The sequence below is a fragment of the Paenisporosarcina cavernae genome (assembly GCF_003595195.1).
GTDB lineage: Bacteria > Bacillota > Bacilli > Bacillales_A > Planococcaceae > Paenisporosarcina > Paenisporosarcina cavernae.
Genome location: NZ_CP032418.1, coordinates 389,612 through 408,219, shown reverse-complemented (window position 1 = coordinate 408,219; position 18,608 = coordinate 389,612). Strand labels below are relative to the sequence as shown.

Sequence of the window (18,608 nt, the reverse complement as noted above, 5' to 3'; positions counted from 1 at the left end):
AAAAGGATACTAGGGGGGGATTATGGATAATTTTTTATTACTACTTTCGTCAGTTTCATTTGTATTAGTTCTAGTCTATATGTATAGATATTTTAGACTTATTAAAACAGATAAACAATTAGCGAAGCAAAAATTGCAACGAGCAGGGATATCTTTATATGTTTTTATAGTTTCATTTATAGGGTTAGGAATGGCGTTTGTTACAGAAGAAAAGAGTGAAGTTTATTCAGTAGAAAAAGAATCTTATATTAATGATGTTAAACCACAAATGGACAAAGTCGTTAAAGAGTTTGATAGATTATGGGAAGAAGAATTTAAATCAACTTTAAATGGTATAGGAACAACTACGAACATTTCAACAGCATACGGAAGAATGATATTGCTAGAAGTTAGTTACGAGGATCTGGAAAATCAAATACACGAAATATCCGCCGGAAAGTTAACTGGCTACAACAAGAAACAATTTGATAAATTCAAAACCAACTTTTCAACTGCTACCAAGATTAGAGGTGCCGCAGTAAATCACATTCAAACAGTATTAAATAAAGGAGACTTTTCCCCTGCTGAAATGGATGAATTAGAATCAATTTTATCGACTTCTGAAACTCATATGCTTTCTGCAGCCGAGAACATAGAACAATTAAATAAAAGTTTTGTAGTTGTACAAGAATAGATCTCCATTTAAGGAGGTCTATTCTTAATACAATGACATGATTTCAATTAAATTTGTCGCGTAAATATCGTGCTTCCCGAAAGGATCTTCGTAAGTTAGTTTCTGACTATTTGCTCGAGTTATGATTCCTCTATGATAAACAAATTTACCGTCTTTCCATTCTTTAATACGAACTTCATTTGCTGTCTGGATTGCGATCTCCAATTCTTCCTGAAGTACCTGCAGGTCGAATTCATCTAGTAAAGGTTTATCTACTTTCCCTATGTCCTCTTGCCATTCACGCATAGCTTTCACATGTTCCGGCAGAAATAACGAAGTCCATTTGATATTACCGCGGTCTTTAATATCACCTTGAAGCTGCATAGCTCGATTAATCTTCCTCATATCACTACTCGTTCCCTTTTCACGACAGGAGCGTTTGCGAGAACATTATCGATAATAAATGTACGCTTAGCGTTCTTCGTCATACAGAAAGACTGGAACGATGTGGAGTTCATCTTTATTACTTTCACGCGACGTTTGGACAGTTGGCCATGTTTATCCATGTAGATCATTTCAACAATCTGATTCAGCTGCATACATTTTCGAATTTGTTCTCGCATCATGTTCGCTCCTTTTTGCTAATTATATGCGAACACTTGTTCTTTTTGCAACAAAAAAAGATGCACCTCAAATGGTGCATCTTATACTTTTAATTAATATTATTTTACCACATAATTTGGAGAATTATACTAGTCAATTAAATTTAATTTTATTGCCACGGGTCCTTTCACGTTTTGAGTAAGTTTAAAACTTACACGATCACCAACACTAACGGGATTATATAGGCATTGATTAAAATTAAAATAATATGAACCAATGGCATTTTGCACGAATCCAAAATTGTTAATTACCCTTACAACTAGACCAATATTAGGATTATTGATTGTTTTTGCTTCCTGTTGATAATTTTTCGATAATTTTCTCACTAAATCATAAAGATCCGAAGGAATTTCATGTTTAAAGTTCTCAATACTCCTAACTAATTTGTTCATATTTGCACTTTTAACTCCAACTAAATTATCAAAATGTTTAATTAAAGTCTCATGTAACAAACTTAGGGCATCAGGATTTCGGTGTATAAATGATAAATCAACTAATACTTTTAGTAGAGTTTGATATGTTATAGGGTCAATTTCGCTTAGTGTTTCAATTCTCTCGATTGCTAGTTTGTACAAAGCATATTTTTTCAAATTGTCTCTATTATCGTAGTTGCTCGCCATTCTACGGTATAAATCAGCTATTCTTGTTGTATAAAGATTTAATGCTTTTTGTGTGAAACTCTCATCAATAACTATAGATTCAAGTATCTCCTGTGCTTCGTTAAATTCTCCTAAATATGTTAGAACTCTTGCTTTTTCCATTAACAATGTTTTATTCTCTGGATATAATTCGTTAGCTTTAAGAATTAAGTCTTTCGCGTTGTCGTAGTTTACCATACGAACAACATAAAAGACGCTGAATAAATACAAAACAGTAGCTTTTTCAAAATTACTATGGCAAGTCTCTATTGCAGTTCGATAACTATTTATGGCTTCATACCAGTCTCCGCTTTCTGCAGCTATAAATGCTTTAATTTTATAAACCTCAAAATAATCAGGTGCAATACTTGCGGCTTTTTTTATTTTTTCGAAGGACATTTCCCATTGTCTTTTGGAACTAAAATCGAGTGCTTCAATTAAATAAAAAGAAGCAATTTTTTTATTACTACTTTCTAAATTTTTATAAATGGATTTAGGATTAAATGGATCTACTTCATTTTTTATTTTTATCTCTTGCATCATAGTATTTAGCTTTGATCTTTGTTTAAATACCTTGTTAATAAAATCATTTTTAGGTGGATGGCTTAAAGAAAGATAATCTTTTGCCATTTGATTTAGTTCATATTCTCCATTAATAAGTTGTATCATACTTGTTGAAACCAAATTATTAATATATTTTACAAGTTCTCCTTCCTGATATTGCAAGAAATAATCAATTTCTCCATAACTTAATTTTTTCCCTTCCACTAGAAGCAATTGAAGAATTTTTCTTTCATTATCATTCAGTTTGTTAACTACATTTGACATACAGAACACTATCAAATCTTCTTTATTTGCCAATATGGAAGATTCACTTAGGCCGGTATATATACTAGATATAAACCACTTTATAGACAACGGACTTGAATAAAGGAATTCCCCTATAAGTCTTTTTAAATCATTGTCTGACCTGGTGTGTAATTTTAATCCATAATGTTTTGATAAAATTCTGAAATAAGTCAGTGCATCATTTATATCTAATCCTTCTAGTTGGATTCTATTTTCGAGTTCTCCTATTCCATGTCGAGATGTTATTAACACTTTGGAATTTTCAGGAATGTCTTTTAGAAATCCCATAATTTCAGGAGTACTAATGGTTTCAAGGTTGTCTACTACCAAAAGTGTATTGAATTCTTTCATAAAATTTATAATATTTTGTTTATCTAGATTTTCTTCTTTAATTACTAATTTCTCTAAATTAGAAAACATTCCTTTCATATCGATAATTGCCTTATTAATATTTTGAAATTCACCGTTAGAAAGGGTTCTTGTTTTAAGACTCACCCATAATATTGCTTCAAAAGGGTTATCTTCCAAATCTATTAAATCATACAATGCTTTTACTGCAGTTGCCGTTTTTCCAATTCCGCCGTTTCCGACTATTGTAATGATTTGATTCTTTTTATCTTTTAATAAATTGATAATATTTTTCATTTCATTCTTTCTACCTATATAGCCAGTATCATCAAATTCTGGTATAGGGAGATTGTGATAAACATTACTAGTATAATCAATCACTTTTTTATATGACTGGTTTATTATTTCATGTGGACTTGTTCTAATTTTCTCTCTTGTTTTAATAGTTTCATTCCAATTAATCCAGAATAGTTTTTCGTCCACAGTTTCTATTACTTCGTTTAAGATAGATCTATCTCCTATTTCTAAAGGTCTGGTATGCATGACTCTATTTCTTATGGGAATTATTTTGGTGAAATAATCTACTAACAATTTCTTCTTTTCAATGTTTAACTTAAATTCATAGATATTGTTGGATATTATGTCCACTAAATCTCCCATGTCTAACTCAGTTAGGAAAGCTAAATTATTTGTATTTATCTCTTCGGTCTTAAGTTTTTTGTTTCGTTCTTTTGCTTTGTTTTTAATAGGTTCCGGTATATTTTTAACCAAATTACTTTCTAAGATAAATTTTCTCAGATCGAATTCTAATGATGTGCATACAGAAAACATTAAGATTCTTGTATTAATATTTAAATTGTTCATTTAATTCACCCCATTTTTATTTCATCAATTATATTACAGACGGACATTTTCATGTAATATTCGACAAAAATAGACAAAATAAAAAAGCCCTACTCATTGAGCAAGGCTAAGACACAATTATTTTTCTTTTACATAAACCGTCCAGCCAAATTGCCTTTTCAGTATATTTGCTGACTTTTCAGCAGCTTCCTTGCTACCAAATGTCCCCGTAACTAAACGGTACAATTCTTTTTTGGATGGCTTTGATTTCGGAACTTCCAATAACTTTGCTTTAGTTACGGGACCGTAATAACCATCCACAGATAAATTGTTAGTTGTTTGGAATGCTCGAACCGCTTTTTCAGTTGCAGGTCCATAACTTCCATCAATTGAAATTTTTAATCCTGCTTCCACTAATAATTCTTGCATGACTTTTACTTCTCCACCGCTATCTCCACACTGTAAGTAATTCACTCTTGATTCAGCTCCTTTCGAATTCAAGTCAATTCCATTCTCAACATCATTTTTAAACTGTTCTTTCGATATTCCCCATTTTGCAAGGTAGTCGTAAGGATCTGTATGATTAGTACCACCTAAATTTTTCGATATCCATAAATGAGTTTTAACGCCTCTACGGTCATCACTATCCAACGTTTTAGGAATGCCATATTTATCTGCCTGGTGACGGAGTAACCATATATATCGCTTATAGGATTCATCAAACTCTTCTTGAGTATCCACACGAGCTAACTCTACTTGTGCTGGTGAGTGGGGATTAAGATAGCCGCCTGCTCCATATGCAACATAGCCATCTTCTGCCAGCTGGATAATCGCTTTATTACCTACCCAGAAATGTGTAAAGGCATTTCGCCAATTGTTTGCCATGAATTTAACTTCTGATTCAAGTGATCCTTCACCTGTGTTCTTTGCATTGCCTGATTCGTGAGCAAGAATATAAGAGTATGATTTTACTCTGTTTTTTGGTATTGCTTTGACAATACGTCTCTCGATTTCATATGCCATTACTTATCACTCGCCTTCGTTAACCCTGAACGATAATTACCTAACTCAAACAATCCTGTGGAAGCCAGTCCTGCGAATCCACCAGCCCATAATCGTGTTACTATTTCAAGTTCAGAGAATGGATACGCTGCTGCTCCAATTATTATCCCTATCAATAATGCAATTAGCGGAATATAATTCTTGTGCAGCGGAAAAGTAATTTTCAATAATTGAACTAAAGCTAAGACGATCGGTACCAAAATTGTTGCGAACAATATTACATTAATCATTTCTGTTGCCATTATGTTTTCCTCCTTTAAATGCTCTCCATACTTCTTTAAATCCTGTATCCATCTGTTGCTCAATGGACTTCATACTATCACTCATCTTTTTTATCGCTTCAGCAGTTTTTGCCTGTGATTCATTCGAGTTTTCCAAGTGGCGGAGCAAGAGTTTCTCTCGTTCTTTTGATTCTTCCTTATGTTCGGTATATAAATCCTTTAGTTCTTTTTCACGCTCCTGGTTTTCTTGTTTCATTTCTTTTAAATGTCCAGCAAACCATCTGACTGCGATAAACAACATAATAATAAAAAGTATCGCAAAGACGTATTCTGAACTCGCGATTTTCTCTGCGACTTGTACTTCTGTCATCAACTCACCCTTTCTTGGCAAAACAAAAAGAACGACCATTTGGACGTTCTCCATAATACTATTATTTTTTTAATCTCGGGTTTGACCATAAAAGGAAAACATGGACTTGAAAGTTAGGTCTAAGAGTTCCAATAGTTTCAACAACATTTACTTTTACTCCGTTTTCCATTAAGGAGACATTTGAATCTTCAATAGCTGTTTTCTTACCGCCATGAATATAATAGGCATCAATATAAATGATGTCTTCTTTACTAAAATCCTTTAAACCTATAACTTGATACTCATGCTTATACGCAGTACTTACTTCACCAAGGGCTTGAGAAGATATTAGTACACCGCTCCCTCTCGCCCAAAGAATTGGTGGATTCACTGCCAAAAACCCTTTAATTTTGTCATCAATTGTTTTTATTTCAGTATCGACACGTTTATGCACCCATGTCTTCGCAAGATGAAACAAGGCTACTCCCGCTATGGTGATTGCAACGCTAATTACTCCAAGGAAGATTGATAAAGTAAAATTAAGATTTGATTGAATTACTGTGATTAAGTCTTTTAGACTTTGGATTTCATAAGAATAATCTCTTGAAGTTAAAGTTTCGTTCATACATACACTCCTCTTTTAAACACATTTCGACAAAAGAGAAAAGAACCCTTTAATATTTATTAAACAATTTTCCCTTGAATTACTCCCGAAATAATCATAACCCTATCATTTGCTTTTGGTGCATAGCTACTTAAAAAAGGATATTTTTTTATGGTGGGAATTAATTCTCCATCAAATATCAATCTTGGTCTTCCGGCCGTATAATCAGGTTCAATTTTGGCGAATTTAATTGCTGATGAATCTTTACTTGCATTTATTTTTTGTGCAAAAGTGGAACGATTAATTATCGGCATTAGTTCACCTCCTATATCTGAACTACCTTGCGAACTTCATGAGACATTAACGCACCTGCTCTTAAAGGTATTGTCCATGATGTTTCTGAATACTTGTCCTTAATTCCCAATGGAGAATAAATTATTTCCAAAACATCTGCATAATCGTGCAATGGATTTATTGCTGTGCTAAATTTCAATTTGCCATATACTTGCGATGCTTCAAAGGCAATACGTTGAACATAACCATTTAGGGAGTTTTGATCAGCGATATTTTCAATTTGCCGGAAATCCGTAATTTTTCTCCCACGATTTATAGTACTAGTCGGACTATTTGAATTGTCATTGGTATAGGTACTGATTAAAGGCTCTTGCTCGGGATTTGAAACTGTAACAACCCATCGGTTTGGTGTTTCAACTAAATTCAATTCTTCTTCCATACCTGCAGACAAAATACTCTTTATATCATCTGCATAGACGTATTCAGCAGCACGAACCGAAGGACTCCGATAATAAATGCTAGTGTAATAGCCGTATACATCAACGTGTATGGGAGTGAAGTTAATAGCCCCTAATAGTTCGTTGATTGAAAATAGCTTTTCTTTACCTGGTTCAAACTCCAGATCTGTAGGTAGTACGTTATTTGTTTCTTCAATATTATGTTTATCAATTCCAGCACTTTCTAAAATGCTTATTACTGCGTTTCTATAATTAGTTCCTGCAGCTATGAAATAGCGCGAGTCAAACTTATCATCTCTTAAGACAAGTAGACCATCGTAAGCATCCACTTGTCGGATAACGCTGTTGCTATCTTCCTTCCTTGTAGGCGATCCCAACAAAAAAACACCGAGGGGAAATTCGATGTTTTGGGATGGTACATTCACTGTTTGGGTATCAATTCTTTTCATCATTTTAGGCATCTTAAATATGATCCATGGTTGAATTCGATTTGATAAATAATCAATATCGCCTTGATCCTGTATCGTGAATTTAGCAGTCCGCTTAATTTGAGCTAAGGAAGACATACTTACTTCACCATCGATTACTGAATAAAGTTCTTTGAGTTTGTTATCCTTTTTGTCCAATAAATCATACCTAAATGAAATTGCACGACTTCCATGAACACCATGAATCACATTAAGTAAATCCTCTCTACTATATAGAGGATGAGAAAACGACTGCATTAGACGTCCTCCTTAAACCAAACTTTTTCAACTGTAAAACTAATATTAAATATTTCTCCAAGATACTGCTCTACCTCACTTGTTACATCAATCGTAACGAATTCACGTCTTCCTTCTCGATCACGATAAAGCATGGTTTCTTGGCGGTCAGCGATGGCATAAAATTTTTCAACATCTGCATAATCTTGTGTGATGTAAGATAGCTCAATACTTTGCGTTTGCTCATCGCTAAAATCTGCTAAAGGATAAGCACGTCCAACAAACTGATTAAGAGTTCTGCCACGTGTTTTTTGACGATTAGTATCTTTGTTATTGACTAGTTCCACCCATTCCGAATAATCGCTAGTAATGGCTAACTGGGCGTGTTCAAAAGATACTGATGCTTGAAATATTGGACTATCACGGTATGTTTCATTCAATCCCCAAGAGCGAACATAATATTCGTATGTTTTTCCACTTGCAGGTGTGAAATCTGTAAATGGTGCACCGGTTAATACATCAAATGAAATTCGTATCCAATCTTTATTTAAAGAACGTCTATAAACTTCATTTAACATAACTAATGGCTCAGTCCCAGTCGGTTCAGGATTGGTTATGTTAAGAATAATCGACCCTCTAACTTCATCAGAAAGTGTTTCCACTATCGGAATTGCAGGAGGTGTATAAGAAACATGAATATATGATTTTTCAACATCTGAATTAATGCCGTCCACATTCTTAATTGTGAGTTGAATCACGTAATTAGTTTCATTTTCTAGACTGTAACCGATTGTATGTGCTTTATTATTGGAAGTTTGATTGGTTTCCCATAAAGTTTCAGTTTCCGATGCATCTAACACTTTAAGGTTGTACCCAACTTGTCCAACACTAGACCACTGAACAGTTGGATTTGATACAGAAACGATTGAACCATCGATAGGATTTAATGTTGTTGGCTTCGAAGGTTTGTCGCCAGCAAAGAAAGTTTTAAGTTCTGAATATGGACCGCTTAAATCTGCTTGGTCATACGTTCGAACTCTCCATTCTATTGTTCCTCTAGGTAATGTACCAGCAGGTAAATCAAAGTATTGATTGACTGAGTTTAGCGTGACAGTGTTCCATGTAGAAGACCCCTGAAGACGATAGTCTAAATCGAATTTAGATTGTGCATCTCCGTTGGAATCGTTATGTTGCCATGCGAACCGAATTATCTCTCCACAATCTTTCGTTGTGACTGGCGTTAAATTAGTTGGTGCGCTAGGAGCCACGTTGTGAATAATTGAAAATACCCCATCTGATTCATCCCACGGTCCATATGCTGAGCCATCGAATGCACGGATACGTATCTTGGCAGTGGAAGTTTGCGGTGCATTAATAAAATCATGTACAAACTGTGTTGCCCCTGCAGCCGTTAATGCGACTATATCAGACCAATTCACTCCGTCATCTGTTGATAGTTGTATTTGATATTGTAAGTCATTCGAAGCTAGTTCAACGATTTTCATATCATAATCATAAGTAGATGAAATACTAGTACCAGCAAACACATTTCCACCTAAATATGGATTGCTAGTGGAAATGTAATATGAAGAATTCTGCCCGCCATCATTAAATTCAAAAGCCAATTTTTGACCAGCCGATATATCCAAAGGTTCATCAAGTAAAAAAACAATATAACCATCACTTGGAACTGTATAATTTGTTAATGTTTTTGTTGCGTATGTCGTAGCTCCGGGAAGCCCCGAATTTTCAGTTTTGATTGCTAATGTAATGCTTATAGTTGCTATGTCCGACCTAATCGCAACGCTTTTTAATCTTCCAGTATTCTCTACGATATAAGTCTGACCAAAAGTTGTAGGTGTTGGATTTGTCGTAGACGTGGCACTCTTAGCAATTTCAATCAATTTTTCATCTTCTGAAACCAACCACTCCACCGTGTGCGAACTATTCCACGTTTCGCCCCCGTTTGGTGCAATAACTGTTGGTGCGGTTGGTGGTTGATTATAGGTTACAGATAGTTTTGGTCTATTTGCTACATTTCCTGTGTATTCAGATGAATAATAATAAACTCTATCATTTGAACCGTATGTTCCACCGTCATCCCTTAAATACAAACCATGATTTTGTTTTAAACCAACGACCCATGAATTTACTAAAGATGTTACGTTCCATTCCTTCGCACCGTTATTTAAACCGGACTGAATTCCGTAATTTTCCGAAATATTATAAGTTGGTTTGTTAGCGTAAGTAACAATATTTTCTTCCCATGTTGCGGTTGCCTCATAACATACTACTTGTATCGGATATTCATTTCCTGCTTGAACAAGTGTCAGTTTTGAATCTTTTACTTGCACATTTGAAGAAATAGCCGATAAATCAAACCGTATTAGTGCTGCTACTTCAGCCGTTGCCATTCTGCCCGCTGAAATTGTATCCGCACCACCGTAATTAGTGGAAGAGTAATAAGAGGCAACGTAAGTATCTTTACCTCCCGTACCTGGCTGAATCGTAACCGTAGGGTCAATTTCTACAGGAAAAGTAAGTCCCACTAAATCAGCAACAAGATCAAGATATACTTTCCCGTTGCTTTCTGTTCTTAAAGTTTGTGATACATCTCGTTCCATTCCGTTCGCATCTATCAACCATGCAGGTGCAAGCTTAAGTTGACCATTCTCACTTTTTAAGTCTTCGGATAAATATCCTTTCACTTCGAATGAGAAATTTATTGGTGCTTTATCAGTTTTTACGATGATAGTTTCTTTAATTCCAGATGATGTCACTTTAAGTTCAACATCTGCATCATTCCACACATCTTGATAAACAATTGTTGAACGATCATTTTCAGAAAGCGAACCCATTGATGGACTAGCTTTAACAGGTTTGAAAGTTAATTTGTCTGCACCTTTTCCAATAGTATACCCTCGCATGAAATTCTTTGGTATTTTAGCTTCAAATGGCACTTTGAGTGCTTGAAAATCAAACTGTCCTCTGTCCATTACTTGCTTCTGCTTAGCAGTTTTGGCTAATTTTTTAGCTTCATCGAATTTTCCCTTAGCATGCTTAGAAACAGGCACATCGATCAAATCAAAATCCGCTTCATCATATAAATCAGTGTTGATATTGTGAAGATTTCCTTCTTCATCATCAAAATGAACAAAACCTGAATGAATTTCAGTGGTATAGGAACCATCAAAATTCATCCAAGTCTTAGAATTAGGAGTACGTTTGTTCAACATTTCCCCTACTTTGAAATTGTTTGTTGGCATCTAATCACCACTTCCTAATTTGCATTCCATGCTTGTTGATCAAATAATTTCACAACATCGTTAAACTCTTTTACGTTTTTAGCATCAATCGTTACATAAATGGGACCAGCTTTAGCTCCACCGGTTGCGTTATTCATACCTGATTGACCTTTGTGATTGACTAACATATCCACACTCAATTCTTGTTTAATCTGACGTTTCAATGAGTCCATTTGAGAATGAGTATCTAAAGGATTCATGGTTATTCCAGATAAACTTGGCATGGCCAATTGTGGAGCAAAGGCATCTGTCAATTTATTTGCAAAATCCGATACTGAATTGATAGCAAGATAACTGGTTTTATCGATTCCATTCACTACACCTGGCGCAAACCATTTTGATATATCTTCAAACGCTCTTGAAGGAGAGTGAGTATCTGTATCCTTCTTGAATCTGTTTAGCAATCCCTTTGCAAAACCTCCTATGGCCGCTAATCCTTCACCAATCTTTCCAGTAATCCCTTTAATAACCCCATCGATTAACGCTGCACCTGCAGAAATCATGTCACCAACAAACTCGCGAACTTTGCTAGGCATTTTGGCGATCTGTTTCCCTAATTCCAAGACAGCTTCAATTGTTTTCGTCTTTACTTTTTCCCATGCATCTTTCACTGCGTTCGAAACTTTATTCCAAATTTCAATCGTTTTCGCTTTGATTTTGTCCCAGTTCGCAATAATTAGAATTGCTAGACCAATTATTGCCGCTGTTACCCATCCAATAGGTCCCATAGCAATAAGCCAAGCCGCTGCCATTCGCCCTGCTTGTAATAATGCCTGTACACCCATCAACACCCATTTGGCCACAAACTGTGCAGAAGTAACGATCATGCTTGCAATTGCTTTTTCCATAGCTTTTCCTGTTGCCAATGTCCATGCTGCAGCAACTTTAGCCGCATGAATTAACGATTGAGCACCAATTAAAGTCCACTTTGCGACGAATTGTGCTGATGTAACAACCATTTTTGCGCTAGTTTGTAGCATAGATTTGACCATCATGCCCATTCCAGTTACAAATTTCGCTCTCATCAAAGAGGTTGCTGTCATTACTGCAGTCGCTGACCCGCTAAATAATGTACCTAAAGCAATAATGTTTGGTGCGATTGCTAGCAAAATACCACTCATCACGAGAACTGCAGCGCCAATTTTACCGATGATAGGATGGTTCTCTATCATTGCATTTGTCCACTCGATCACTGCATTTGCTAAAGTTAAAACTTTTTCACCCATTGGAGCAAGAGCAATTCCGATATTAACAATTGCTCCTACTATATTCCCAATTGCTGAGACGACCACTGGACCATTCGCTTGTACGTAATCAATAAAATTTTGAAAACCTTTATTTGTGGATAGAGTAGACGACCACTCTTTAAACCGTTCCATCATGTTTTGTAAACTAGTCATCATGTCCGAGGATGATGGAGCAAATGCTGCAAAAACATTAATAATTCCTTGAAATGCATCACTGAAAATAGATCGTATTTTCGGCATGTTTTCTTTTACGTAGTTCACAAACGATTGAAACTTCGTGCTTTCACCAAGTCCTGCTGCCCATTGTGCGAAGCTTTCTGACATATCTAAGAAACCATTTGATGTGCTTTCGGCTAATGGTCCAAATGCCACCATCATGCTCATAATTCCCTTTGCGAAGTTTCCGATGGATTTGGTTATGGTTTCAAGCATAGGTCCTGCAGAAGTATTCAAGTAGTTGAAAAATGCTTGTACACTTTCTGACTTAATCGATACAGATAGACTATCCATTAATCTATCTACTGCACTTGTCACAACTGAAAACATAGGCTTTAACGCCGTTAAAGTGGCGCCAAATATTGAAAGTGCTTTTGTGTAAATAGTGATAGTCTCAGACTGTAAACTATTCGCGATACCACTCCAAACACTCTTTAACTTACTCATTGCAGATAGTGCTTTTGTTTGCTCGTCGTTTAGTGAACTTTGTATACGTGTCATTTTTTCAAGTATTTTATTTCGCTCTTTATCTCCATTAGCCAAAGCTAGCTTTTCTTGAAGTTTCTTTAAATCAGAAGATGCACCAAATACTGCTTTTAAATTTGAAACAGCGAGAGCTCCAAATGCAGCGGCACCTACTCCAGCTGTGGCGAATGCAGAACCTAATGCAAATGTGGATCCTGCAAGCGTTCCAATCATTGGTCCTAGATTCCCAATCAATCCTGCGAGGGATGCAATAACTGGCACCAATGCTGGACTGAGAGTTATTCCAATACCTCTACTGGTCATTTGCATTACTTCTCCGATACTTCGAGAGAAGTTTGCGATTCTACTCATCGTGTTTTGATAGTTAACCCATGAAGACGTTATCGGAACAATAATTCTCTCTCGACTGAGCGTTCTTGCTACAACTGCTACTTCGGCAGCTTTGCGCATGAAGGCTGAAATATCGGCGCCAATTGTTTTTTCACTTCGCTTCAAAACACGTTTCGCTTCACTTTGTACTTCGGCTGCTTTTCTCATAAACTCGGAGATGTTAGCACCTATCGGTTTGTTTGCTTCCATTGCAGTTTCACGAACTTTCTTGTCCACTTCTCTCATTTTGTTCATGAAATCTTTAATCTTGGCACCTATGTTGGCTTGAAAGTTTTCTGCCATCCTACTCACTCCTTTCTAACGAGCTATGGTTTGTATTTCTTCATAGCTTTTTTCGCTTTCATATATCTTTCGACATGGAGTTTACTGGAGCTAGAAGTTTTCTTCCCTAACTCTTTTTTTGCTTTATCAGCATCAAATACATCTTTTAAAGAAATTCGTTTTTTGCCCTTCACTTTAGCTTGAAAAATAACTTGAATAGCTAGGCTTTCATAATTATCTATTTTGCGAAGTTGATAACCCTTCACAAAATTCTTGAATTCCCGAGGAGTCCACGAATATATAACTTCCGTATCATATATCTCAAACATTTGAGCGGCATCTATTAGAAGTTGGTCATAGTCTATCCCTGAATTTCGATTCGGCTCTCTATCATCAAGTTGTACATTTTCAAGTTCTCCGCTTTCTCTTCGTCCGTTTTGCCAGAGTCCTTCATTAGCTCTAGATTCTTCCAGAAGGTCTTTGCTCGTAGTTTGAAAAAACCCGATTCATCCACCGCACGGAACGCTTCTTGGAATATTTGTTTAGGATCGTCGTCGTTTTCCAATCTTTCTTCGATTGCTTCTTCAATATCCGAGAGGCTGGGCTTCACTTTTAAATGCTCAAGTGCACATTCCCAAAATGCAACGAGATGTTCATTCGAATATTGTAAAAGTGACATATAGAGTGTCATAAACCCATTTGATTTTTTACCATTCTTATCTGCTTCTCCATACTTTTCATCTGCCAACCGATCAAATTTAAACGTACATTTCCCTTCATATTCTTGCCCTTTAATCGTCAATCGTGCCATATTCCTTTTCCTCCTCCGAAATTCAGACTAATAATCAAATAAAAAAGAGCCACTTAAATGTGACTCTTAGTGTTATGGCGTTACTGGAGCCAGTTCTTGATCAGGAAACTCACCCGTGGAAGTTCCCGGTGCTTCAAATCCATATCGAGCGAAGTCGATTACTTCTGCTGGTAATGGCTCAATTTCACCTTCCTGTGTTTGCCCAATCACTTGAACTGTTGCAGAAATCTCAACAAAATTATCTTGTGGTGAGGATTTTTCCACACTTTCAACGATGACATACCCAAACACTGAATCATGTTTACCATTTGCATTTAAATTAATATCTACTTCCCAAATTTTTAATTGCTTTTTGTTTTTAATGGCATCTAGTACTGCTTTTTGTCCTGGATCATCAGATTGGCTAAATGCAGTAAATTCAAATGATTCACTGTTTTGTCCATAACCCACAATACGACCAAACTTTGTTTGTTCATCAATGATTTCGTTTTCGATTGAATAGCTATTCTCAGTCAAATGACCAATTACCAAACCACTCGCAGCCAATGCTGCATCAGTGGATTGCACTAAAAGAATAGTATCTTTACCTTGTTGCATGTGCTCTTCAACTCCTTAATTGTTTTGAATAACATATTTCATTCGAAGTATTCCATGTTTTATTCGTGAATCTGCGTCGTCAATTACTTGAATGGTGTCCACATCCACTTTCTTAATGACAAAGCCAGTCATTTCTATTTTCTTTGATAGTGCTGATAAACAATGGTTTAAAATGTCATAGCTTTCTTTTTTCCCTGCATACGTAGACCAACTATTGATGACGATAGAAAGTTCTTCGCCAAAAGATTGTTTCGTATTATACGGCAGTGAGATTGGCTCATTCACAGTGACATATGGATGCAGTTGATCTTCTCCAATATAATCAAAAACGCCCGTTACTTTTTTAGCCAAAGCTGTATCAGTAGACAGACGTTCATATATGCCTTTTTGCAATTCTGCCATTGCTGTTTGAATCATTTACTCACCTTCCAAGCTTTCTCATCTCCGACCGAAAATATCGTTGTCCTTCATCGATTGCAGGAAACCAATAAGGCTGTGCTCGCATACCAGAAGTGACAACAAATCGACCTAGCTTCTCGCTATAATAGGTCCATGGCGTTTTTCGACCATTTCCCTCCACTGCATAAATTCCAGTGCCAAATTCCACGTATACCGCATAATGAGCTGTTACTTTAACGACTGCAGATAACCCATCCGATGAAATTTCCATCTCAATCGAATCTCTCAAGTTTCCGTCATCTACTGGTGCTAACAATTTTGCTCTTGCACGGATGATGGAAGCTGTTTCTATGATAATTCGTCTAACTTCTTCCAAGATGTCCTCACCATATCGTTTCAGTGCTCTCTCTAATGCTTTGTGGCCAAATGACACCTTTCCACTCTTAGCCATTTGCAACTAACTTTAGCGATACCTTCATGACTTCATGCTGACCGCCTTGATCTTGTGGTTTCCCCACTAATTCATATGTTTCAGCCAGGAAAGCACAACGCATATTTTCGTGAATGTCAGTGCGATAAGAATAGTAAAGGTTACGATCCAACGGGTTTTGAAGTTGTTGTGCTTGAAATATCTCACCGCTCGATGGCGTGTCCATAAAAGCCGAAATAGTTAGAACAGCTTTCCATACTATTTCATAACCTCCTGAGCCGTCAGGAATTTTCGTTTGCTCCAAAAATGTCACTTGGTGTGGATATTCATTAGAATGCACGGAATTTCGCCCTCCTATATGGCCGAATCAAGCGCTTGACACTTTCAGGCACTTCTAAATTATACGAATAAGAGACAGAACCCATAGAACGAGATTTTAAACTTGCCTTTTGCATGTTCATCTCGATGACTTTCGCCATATAGATTTTCACTCCACCAGGTATTCGAATTGTACCGTCTTCCAAAATACCACCAAAATCATTATTCGTTTGAATTTGGACATCTTCGAATATCATCGGCATCATGGTTTGCAAATACACATCATGCTTCGTGTCTGTCCATTGGAGGATGCCCTTGATTTCTTCGATTTCAGATGTAGTGGGAATGTATTCTAGAATCAAATCGCTCACCTACTCCCCGAGTACTAAGTCTATTAGCTCCTCTTTTTTTGCAGTTGATGGATACTCAATTTCCTCTTGATCCAAGAATGCTTTCAAGTCGTCATTCTTCACTTTCTCAAGTTCTTCGCGAGATAGCGTAAAATAATCAACTAGCTCACCCTCTTGTCCCTTTTGATTATCAAGAGAACCATCGACAAGTTTATAACCTTTCGCCTTATACACGACGTCGTAAGCGCGTTGAGTGACCTGTTGTTCTTTCCCGTTTAGATCAACCACTTTAATAATGCTATCTAAAGCTTTTACATAAGTTGTCATCAATCATTACCTCCAAATTTATTTATTATGGCGTTACAATTTCAGGTGTTAATGCAGCAAATGCTTCTGGTTTAACATTCATGTAGCCAATATGCATAGTTGCTCGTAATGCGAACATGTCTCGTTCGAATAAATTGATAGGCTTTCCATCAGCACCTACTACAGAAGACAGTTGTGCGTCTTCTGAAACTGCGTATTCAATTCCCTGTAAGATGCCATATCGTGCATAGTCCCAATCTCCAATTAATGCTGCTGCTTTCGTCGTATCGAACGCTTCTGGTTTCGCATAAGTCAACGCCATACCTTCTAAGTCGTTCAAGTTTGTGTAATATCGTTCTCCATTTGTTACATTCTTAGCGCGTCGCATGTTCTGTTTAAATGTATTTGTTGCTGTTGCACCATCTGGATTGAAACCACCAGCTTCAATCAATGCCATTGCATCAAATACTTCATCTTGTAAATCATCACCAGAACCAAGAGCGATTAAGTTCCCTGCGTCTGTCGCACCAGTAAAGATAGATTTTCCGCTTGTATGTGTAGCAAATGGAGAATTTGTACCGAATAAAGCAGCGATATCGAAAGTTTCATAAAACGCTTCTGCAATTAACGGTTTCACTTCGTTAAAGAACTCCTTCGCTGTGTAACGTAAAAATTCTTTCGAAAACGGGATAATAACTGCAAGCTTTTCTGCTGTCATTGACGCTGTTAACCATTCCACTTTAGAAGTTTTAATAACTTCTGTTTCAGAAACCCAGTAAGCCCCTGCTCCTTTTGCTTTAAAGGAGAAAGTTTTCTTCGGTTTTGTCATCGGTTCATTCTTCGCTAACTTCATCACAGTTGACCCTTTAATAACATCTTCAATGATTAAGCCGCCTGTTTCTTCTGGGATGTTACCTGATTTCGCATCCGACATTAACACATCATCAGGTGTATACGTTTGTGTTGCGAAGAATTGTAATCCGTCGTTTGCTAATGAAAGTGGAAATGTTAAAATCGATTGAATATTTTTTTCTGCCATGTGTGTTGCCTCCTATTGGTTTGTATTGCGCACGTTGTGTGCTGCCGCCATTTCTTGAATGGACTTGATTGTCGTCGGTTGACCTGAAGATCCCGACTGTAGATTTCGTCCATTCTCTTTAAACTTTTTATCCACTGCTTCACGTACTAAGTTGTCTAAGTCTTCTTTTAGTTCACCTAGTGTTGCTGTTGTTGCACTTTCATCGTCACCTAAAAACTTATCAATGTACTTTGAAGCGAATTTTGCTGGTAAATTGTTATCTGTCGCATACTGCATAGCTTTTGATTTTAATTCAGCATGCTTAGTAGCTTTTTCGCCGTTAGCTATTTTCTCCTCAAGTTCTCGAATACGTTTTTGCTCTGGTGTTTCTTCAGGGTTACGCTTTCGTACTTCAGCTTCTACTAAAGATTCAAGATTGTTTGACTTCCACGTTTCCAGTGCTGTGCTATGATGTTTGTCCTTTTCACTATCGATGTAACTTTTAACTTCTGCATTAGTCGTCAATACCGATGGCATGTCACTTTTTTCGATTCCTTTTAAAAGATAAGTATCAAGTGCTGCTTTATCGCCTTTTTCCACTAATGTTTTTAACTGATCTAGTTCGTATTTCATTCCTATTTCCTCCTTAGCCCTTTGCACGCTTTCGTCCACAAAACGCATAATAAATAAGCCTGTTTATGGACTATTGCTCAAAGTCCGCTAATTAACGCATAGTTGCGAGATGATGGATCACCTTTACTTTCTCGAATTTGACTTCTTGAAACTCAA

General features: G+C 36.5%; 22 protein-coding genes. 1 reads left to right on the top strand and 21 read right to left on the bottom strand.

What is annotated here, in order from left to right; all coding sequences use genetic code 11:
• Nucleotides 1-22: 22 nt before the first annotated feature.
• The gene (locus D3873_RS02190) at nt 23-673 is read left to right on the top strand and encodes a hypothetical protein (RefSeq protein ID WP_119882482.1); all 651 of its coding nucleotides are present in this window, start codon (nt 23-25) and stop codon (nt 671-673) included.
• Between the two features lie 24 nt (nt 674-697).
• On the opposite strand, the gene D3873_RS02185 is transcribed toward D3873_RS02190, so the two are convergent.
• The 21 genes from D3873_RS02185 to D3873_RS02085 form a co-directional block, all read right to left on the bottom strand.
• Nucleotides 698-1,057, bottom strand: a complete 360-nt coding sequence (locus D3873_RS02185) for a YolD-like family protein (RefSeq protein WP_119882481.1) — start codon at nt 1,055-1,057, stop codon at nt 698-700.
• Nucleotides 1,054-1,275, bottom strand: coding sequence for a transcriptional regulator (locus D3873_RS02180; protein WP_119882480.1), 222 nt, complete (start codon nt 1,273-1,275; stop codon nt 1,054-1,056). Before D3873_RS02180 ends, D3873_RS02185 begins: the two co-directional genes overlap by 4 nt.
• A 129-nt stretch (nt 1,276-1,404) precedes the next feature.
• Nucleotides 1,405-4,014: an NB-ARC domain-containing protein gene (locus D3873_RS02175; protein WP_119882479.1), complete on the bottom strand. Its 2,610-nt coding sequence runs from the start codon at nt 4,012-4,014 to the stop codon at nt 1,405-1,407.
• A 117-nt stretch (nt 4,015-4,131) separates the two neighbouring features.
• A complete protein-coding gene (locus D3873_RS02170) occupies nt 4,132-5,016 on the bottom strand; it encodes a peptidoglycan recognition protein family protein (RefSeq protein WP_119882478.1) in 885 nt (294 codons plus the stop codon).
• Nucleotides 5,016-5,285, bottom strand: coding sequence for a holin (locus D3873_RS02165; RefSeq protein ID WP_119884451.1), 270 nt, complete (start codon nt 5,283-5,285; stop codon nt 5,016-5,018). Before D3873_RS02165 ends, D3873_RS02170 begins: the two co-directional genes overlap by 1 nt.
• Nucleotides 5,278-5,685, bottom strand: a complete 408-nt coding sequence (locus tag D3873_RS02160; protein ID WP_119882477.1) for a hypothetical protein — start codon at nt 5,683-5,685, stop codon at nt 5,278-5,280. Before D3873_RS02160 ends, D3873_RS02165 begins: the two co-directional genes overlap by 8 nt.
• A gap of 22 nt (nt 5,686-5,707) precedes the next feature.
• Complete coding sequence (locus D3873_RS02155) at nt 5,708-6,250, bottom strand: hypothetical protein (protein WP_119882476.1); 543 nt, start codon at nt 6,248-6,250, stop codon at nt 5,708-5,710.
• A gap of 59 nt (nt 6,251-6,309) precedes the next feature.
• Nucleotides 6,310-6,543: a hypothetical protein gene (locus D3873_RS02150; RefSeq protein ID WP_238473811.1), complete on the bottom strand. Its 234-nt coding sequence runs from the start codon at nt 6,541-6,543 to the stop codon at nt 6,310-6,312.
• An 11-nt stretch (nt 6,544-6,554) separates the two neighbouring features.
• Entirely contained in the window at nt 6,555-7,706 is a 1,152-nt protein-coding gene (locus D3873_RS02145) for a hypothetical protein (protein ID WP_119882475.1), read from the bottom strand.
• Nucleotides 7,706-10,951, bottom strand: coding sequence for a DNRLRE domain-containing protein (locus tag D3873_RS02140; RefSeq protein ID WP_119882474.1), 3,246 nt, complete (start codon nt 10,949-10,951; stop codon nt 7,706-7,708). The genes D3873_RS02145 and D3873_RS02140 overlap by 1 nt, the downstream gene beginning before the upstream one ends.
• A gap of 14 nt (nt 10,952-10,965) precedes the next feature.
• Complete coding sequence (locus D3873_RS02135; protein ID WP_119882473.1) at nt 10,966-13,611, bottom strand: phage tail protein; 2,646 nt, start codon at nt 13,609-13,611, stop codon at nt 10,966-10,968.
• Between the two features lie 23 nt (nt 13,612-13,634).
• Nucleotides 13,635-13,919, bottom strand: coding sequence for a hypothetical protein (locus D3873_RS02130; protein ID WP_119882472.1), 285 nt, complete (start codon nt 13,917-13,919; stop codon nt 13,635-13,637).
• Nucleotides 13,920-13,951: 32 nt separating this feature from the next.
• Nucleotides 13,952-14,401, bottom strand: coding sequence for a tail assembly chaperone (locus D3873_RS02125; protein WP_119882471.1), 450 nt, complete (start codon nt 14,399-14,401; stop codon nt 13,952-13,954).
• A gap of 72 nt (nt 14,402-14,473) precedes the next feature.
• Complete coding sequence (locus tag D3873_RS02120) at nt 14,474-14,998, bottom strand: phage major tail protein, TP901-1 family (protein WP_119882470.1); 525 nt, start codon at nt 14,996-14,998, stop codon at nt 14,474-14,476.
• A gap of 15 nt (nt 14,999-15,013) precedes the next feature.
• Complete coding sequence (locus D3873_RS02115) at nt 15,014-15,415, bottom strand: DUF3168 domain-containing protein (RefSeq protein WP_119882469.1); 402 nt, start codon at nt 15,413-15,415, stop codon at nt 15,014-15,016.
• A gap of 4 nt (nt 15,416-15,419) precedes the next feature.
• On the bottom strand, nt 15,420-15,830 hold the full coding sequence (locus tag D3873_RS02110; protein ID WP_119882468.1) for an HK97-gp10 family putative phage morphogenesis protein: 411 nt from the start codon (nt 15,828-15,830) through the stop codon (nt 15,420-15,422).
• A gap of 10 nt (nt 15,831-15,840) precedes the next feature.
• Nucleotides 15,841-16,167 (bottom strand): phage head closure protein, encoded by a 327-nt coding sequence (locus D3873_RS02105; protein ID WP_162920114.1) that lies wholly within the window; start codon nt 16,165-16,167, stop codon nt 15,841-15,843.
• On the bottom strand, nt 16,157-16,507 hold the full coding sequence (locus tag D3873_RS02100) for a phage head-tail connector protein (RefSeq protein ID WP_162920113.1): 351 nt from the start codon (nt 16,505-16,507) through the stop codon (nt 16,157-16,159). Before D3873_RS02100 ends, D3873_RS02105 begins: the two co-directional genes overlap by 11 nt.
• Nucleotides 16,508-16,516: 9 nt before the next feature.
• Complete coding sequence (locus D3873_RS02095; protein ID WP_119882465.1) at nt 16,517-16,822, bottom strand: HeH/LEM domain-containing protein; 306 nt, start codon at nt 16,820-16,822, stop codon at nt 16,517-16,519.
• A 25-nt stretch (nt 16,823-16,847) separates the two neighbouring features.
• Nucleotides 16,848-17,840 carry a phage major capsid protein gene (locus D3873_RS02090; protein WP_119882464.1) on the bottom strand — a complete coding sequence of 331 codons (993 nt, stop codon included), beginning with the start codon at nt 17,838-17,840 and terminating at the stop codon, nt 16,848-16,850.
• Between the two features lie 12 nt (nt 17,841-17,852).
• The gene (locus D3873_RS02085) at nt 17,853-18,452 is read right to left on the bottom strand and encodes a DUF4355 domain-containing protein (protein ID WP_162920112.1); all 600 of its coding nucleotides are present in this window, start codon (nt 18,450-18,452) and stop codon (nt 17,853-17,855) included.
• Nucleotides 18,453-18,608 lie beyond the last annotated feature (156 nt).

Excerpts from the sequence above, each read along its gene's own strand:
- D3873_RS02190 (WP_119882482.1), top strand. The coding sequence starts at position 23 with ATGGATAATTTTTTATTACTACTTTCGTCAGTTTCATTTGTATTAGTT.
- D3873_RS02185 (WP_119882481.1), bottom strand. The coding sequence starts at position 1,057 with ATGAGGAAGATTAATCGAGCTATGCAGCTTCAAGGTGATATTAAAGAC.
- D3873_RS02180 (WP_119882480.1), bottom strand. The coding sequence starts at position 1,275 with ATGCGAGAACAAATTCGAAAATGTATGCAGCTGAATCAGATTGTTGAA.
- D3873_RS02175 (WP_119882479.1), bottom strand. The coding sequence starts at position 4,014 with ATGAACAATTTAAATATTAATACAAGAATCTTAATGTTTTCTGTATGC.
- D3873_RS02170 (WP_119882478.1), bottom strand. The coding sequence starts at position 5,016 with ATGGCATATGAAATCGAGAGACGTATTGTCAAAGCAATACCAAAAAAC.
- D3873_RS02165 (WP_119884451.1), bottom strand. The coding sequence starts at position 5,285 with ATGATTAATGTAATATTGTTCGCAACAATTTTGGTACCGATCGTCTTA.
- D3873_RS02160 (WP_119882477.1), bottom strand. The coding sequence starts at position 5,685 with ATGGTCGTTCTTTTTGTTTTGCCAAGAAAGGGTGAGTTGATGACAGAA.
- D3873_RS02155 (WP_119882476.1), bottom strand. The coding sequence starts at position 6,250 with ATGAACGAAACTTTAACTTCAAGAGATTATTCTTATGAAATCCAAAGT.
- D3873_RS02150 (WP_238473811.1), bottom strand. The coding sequence starts at position 6,543 with ATGCCGATAATTAATCGTTCCACTTTTGCACAAAAAATAAATGCAAGT.
- D3873_RS02145 (WP_119882475.1), bottom strand. The coding sequence starts at position 7,706 with ATGCAGTCGTTTTCTCATCCTCTATATAGTAGAGAGGATTTACTTAAT.
- D3873_RS02140 (WP_119882474.1), bottom strand. The coding sequence starts at position 10,951 with ATGCCAACAAACAATTTCAAAGTAGGGGAAATGTTGAACAAACGTACT.
- D3873_RS02135 (WP_119882473.1), bottom strand. The coding sequence starts at position 13,611 with ATGGCAGAAAACTTTCAAGCCAACATAGGTGCCAAGATTAAAGATTTC.
- D3873_RS02130 (WP_119882472.1), bottom strand. The coding sequence starts at position 13,919 with ATGTTTGAGATATATGATACGGAAGTTATATATTCGTGGACTCCTCGG.
- D3873_RS02125 (WP_119882471.1), bottom strand. The coding sequence starts at position 14,401 with ATGGCACGATTGACGATTAAAGGGCAAGAATATGAAGGGAAATGTACG.
- D3873_RS02120 (WP_119882470.1), bottom strand. The coding sequence starts at position 14,998 with ATGCAACAAGGTAAAGATACTATTCTTTTAGTGCAATCCACTGATGCA.
- D3873_RS02115 (WP_119882469.1), bottom strand. The coding sequence starts at position 15,415 with ATGATTCAAACAGCAATGGCAGAATTGCAAAAAGGCATATATGAACGT.
- D3873_RS02095 (WP_119882465.1), bottom strand. The coding sequence starts at position 16,822 with ATGACAACTTATGTAAAAGCTTTAGATAGCATTATTAAAGTGGTTGAT.
- D3873_RS02090 (WP_119882464.1), bottom strand. The coding sequence starts at position 17,840 with ATGGCAGAAAAAAATATTCAATCGATTTTAACATTTCCACTTTCATTA.
- D3873_RS02085 (WP_162920112.1), bottom strand. The coding sequence starts at position 18,452 with ATGAAATACGAACTAGATCAGTTAAAAACATTAGTGGAAAAAGGCGAT.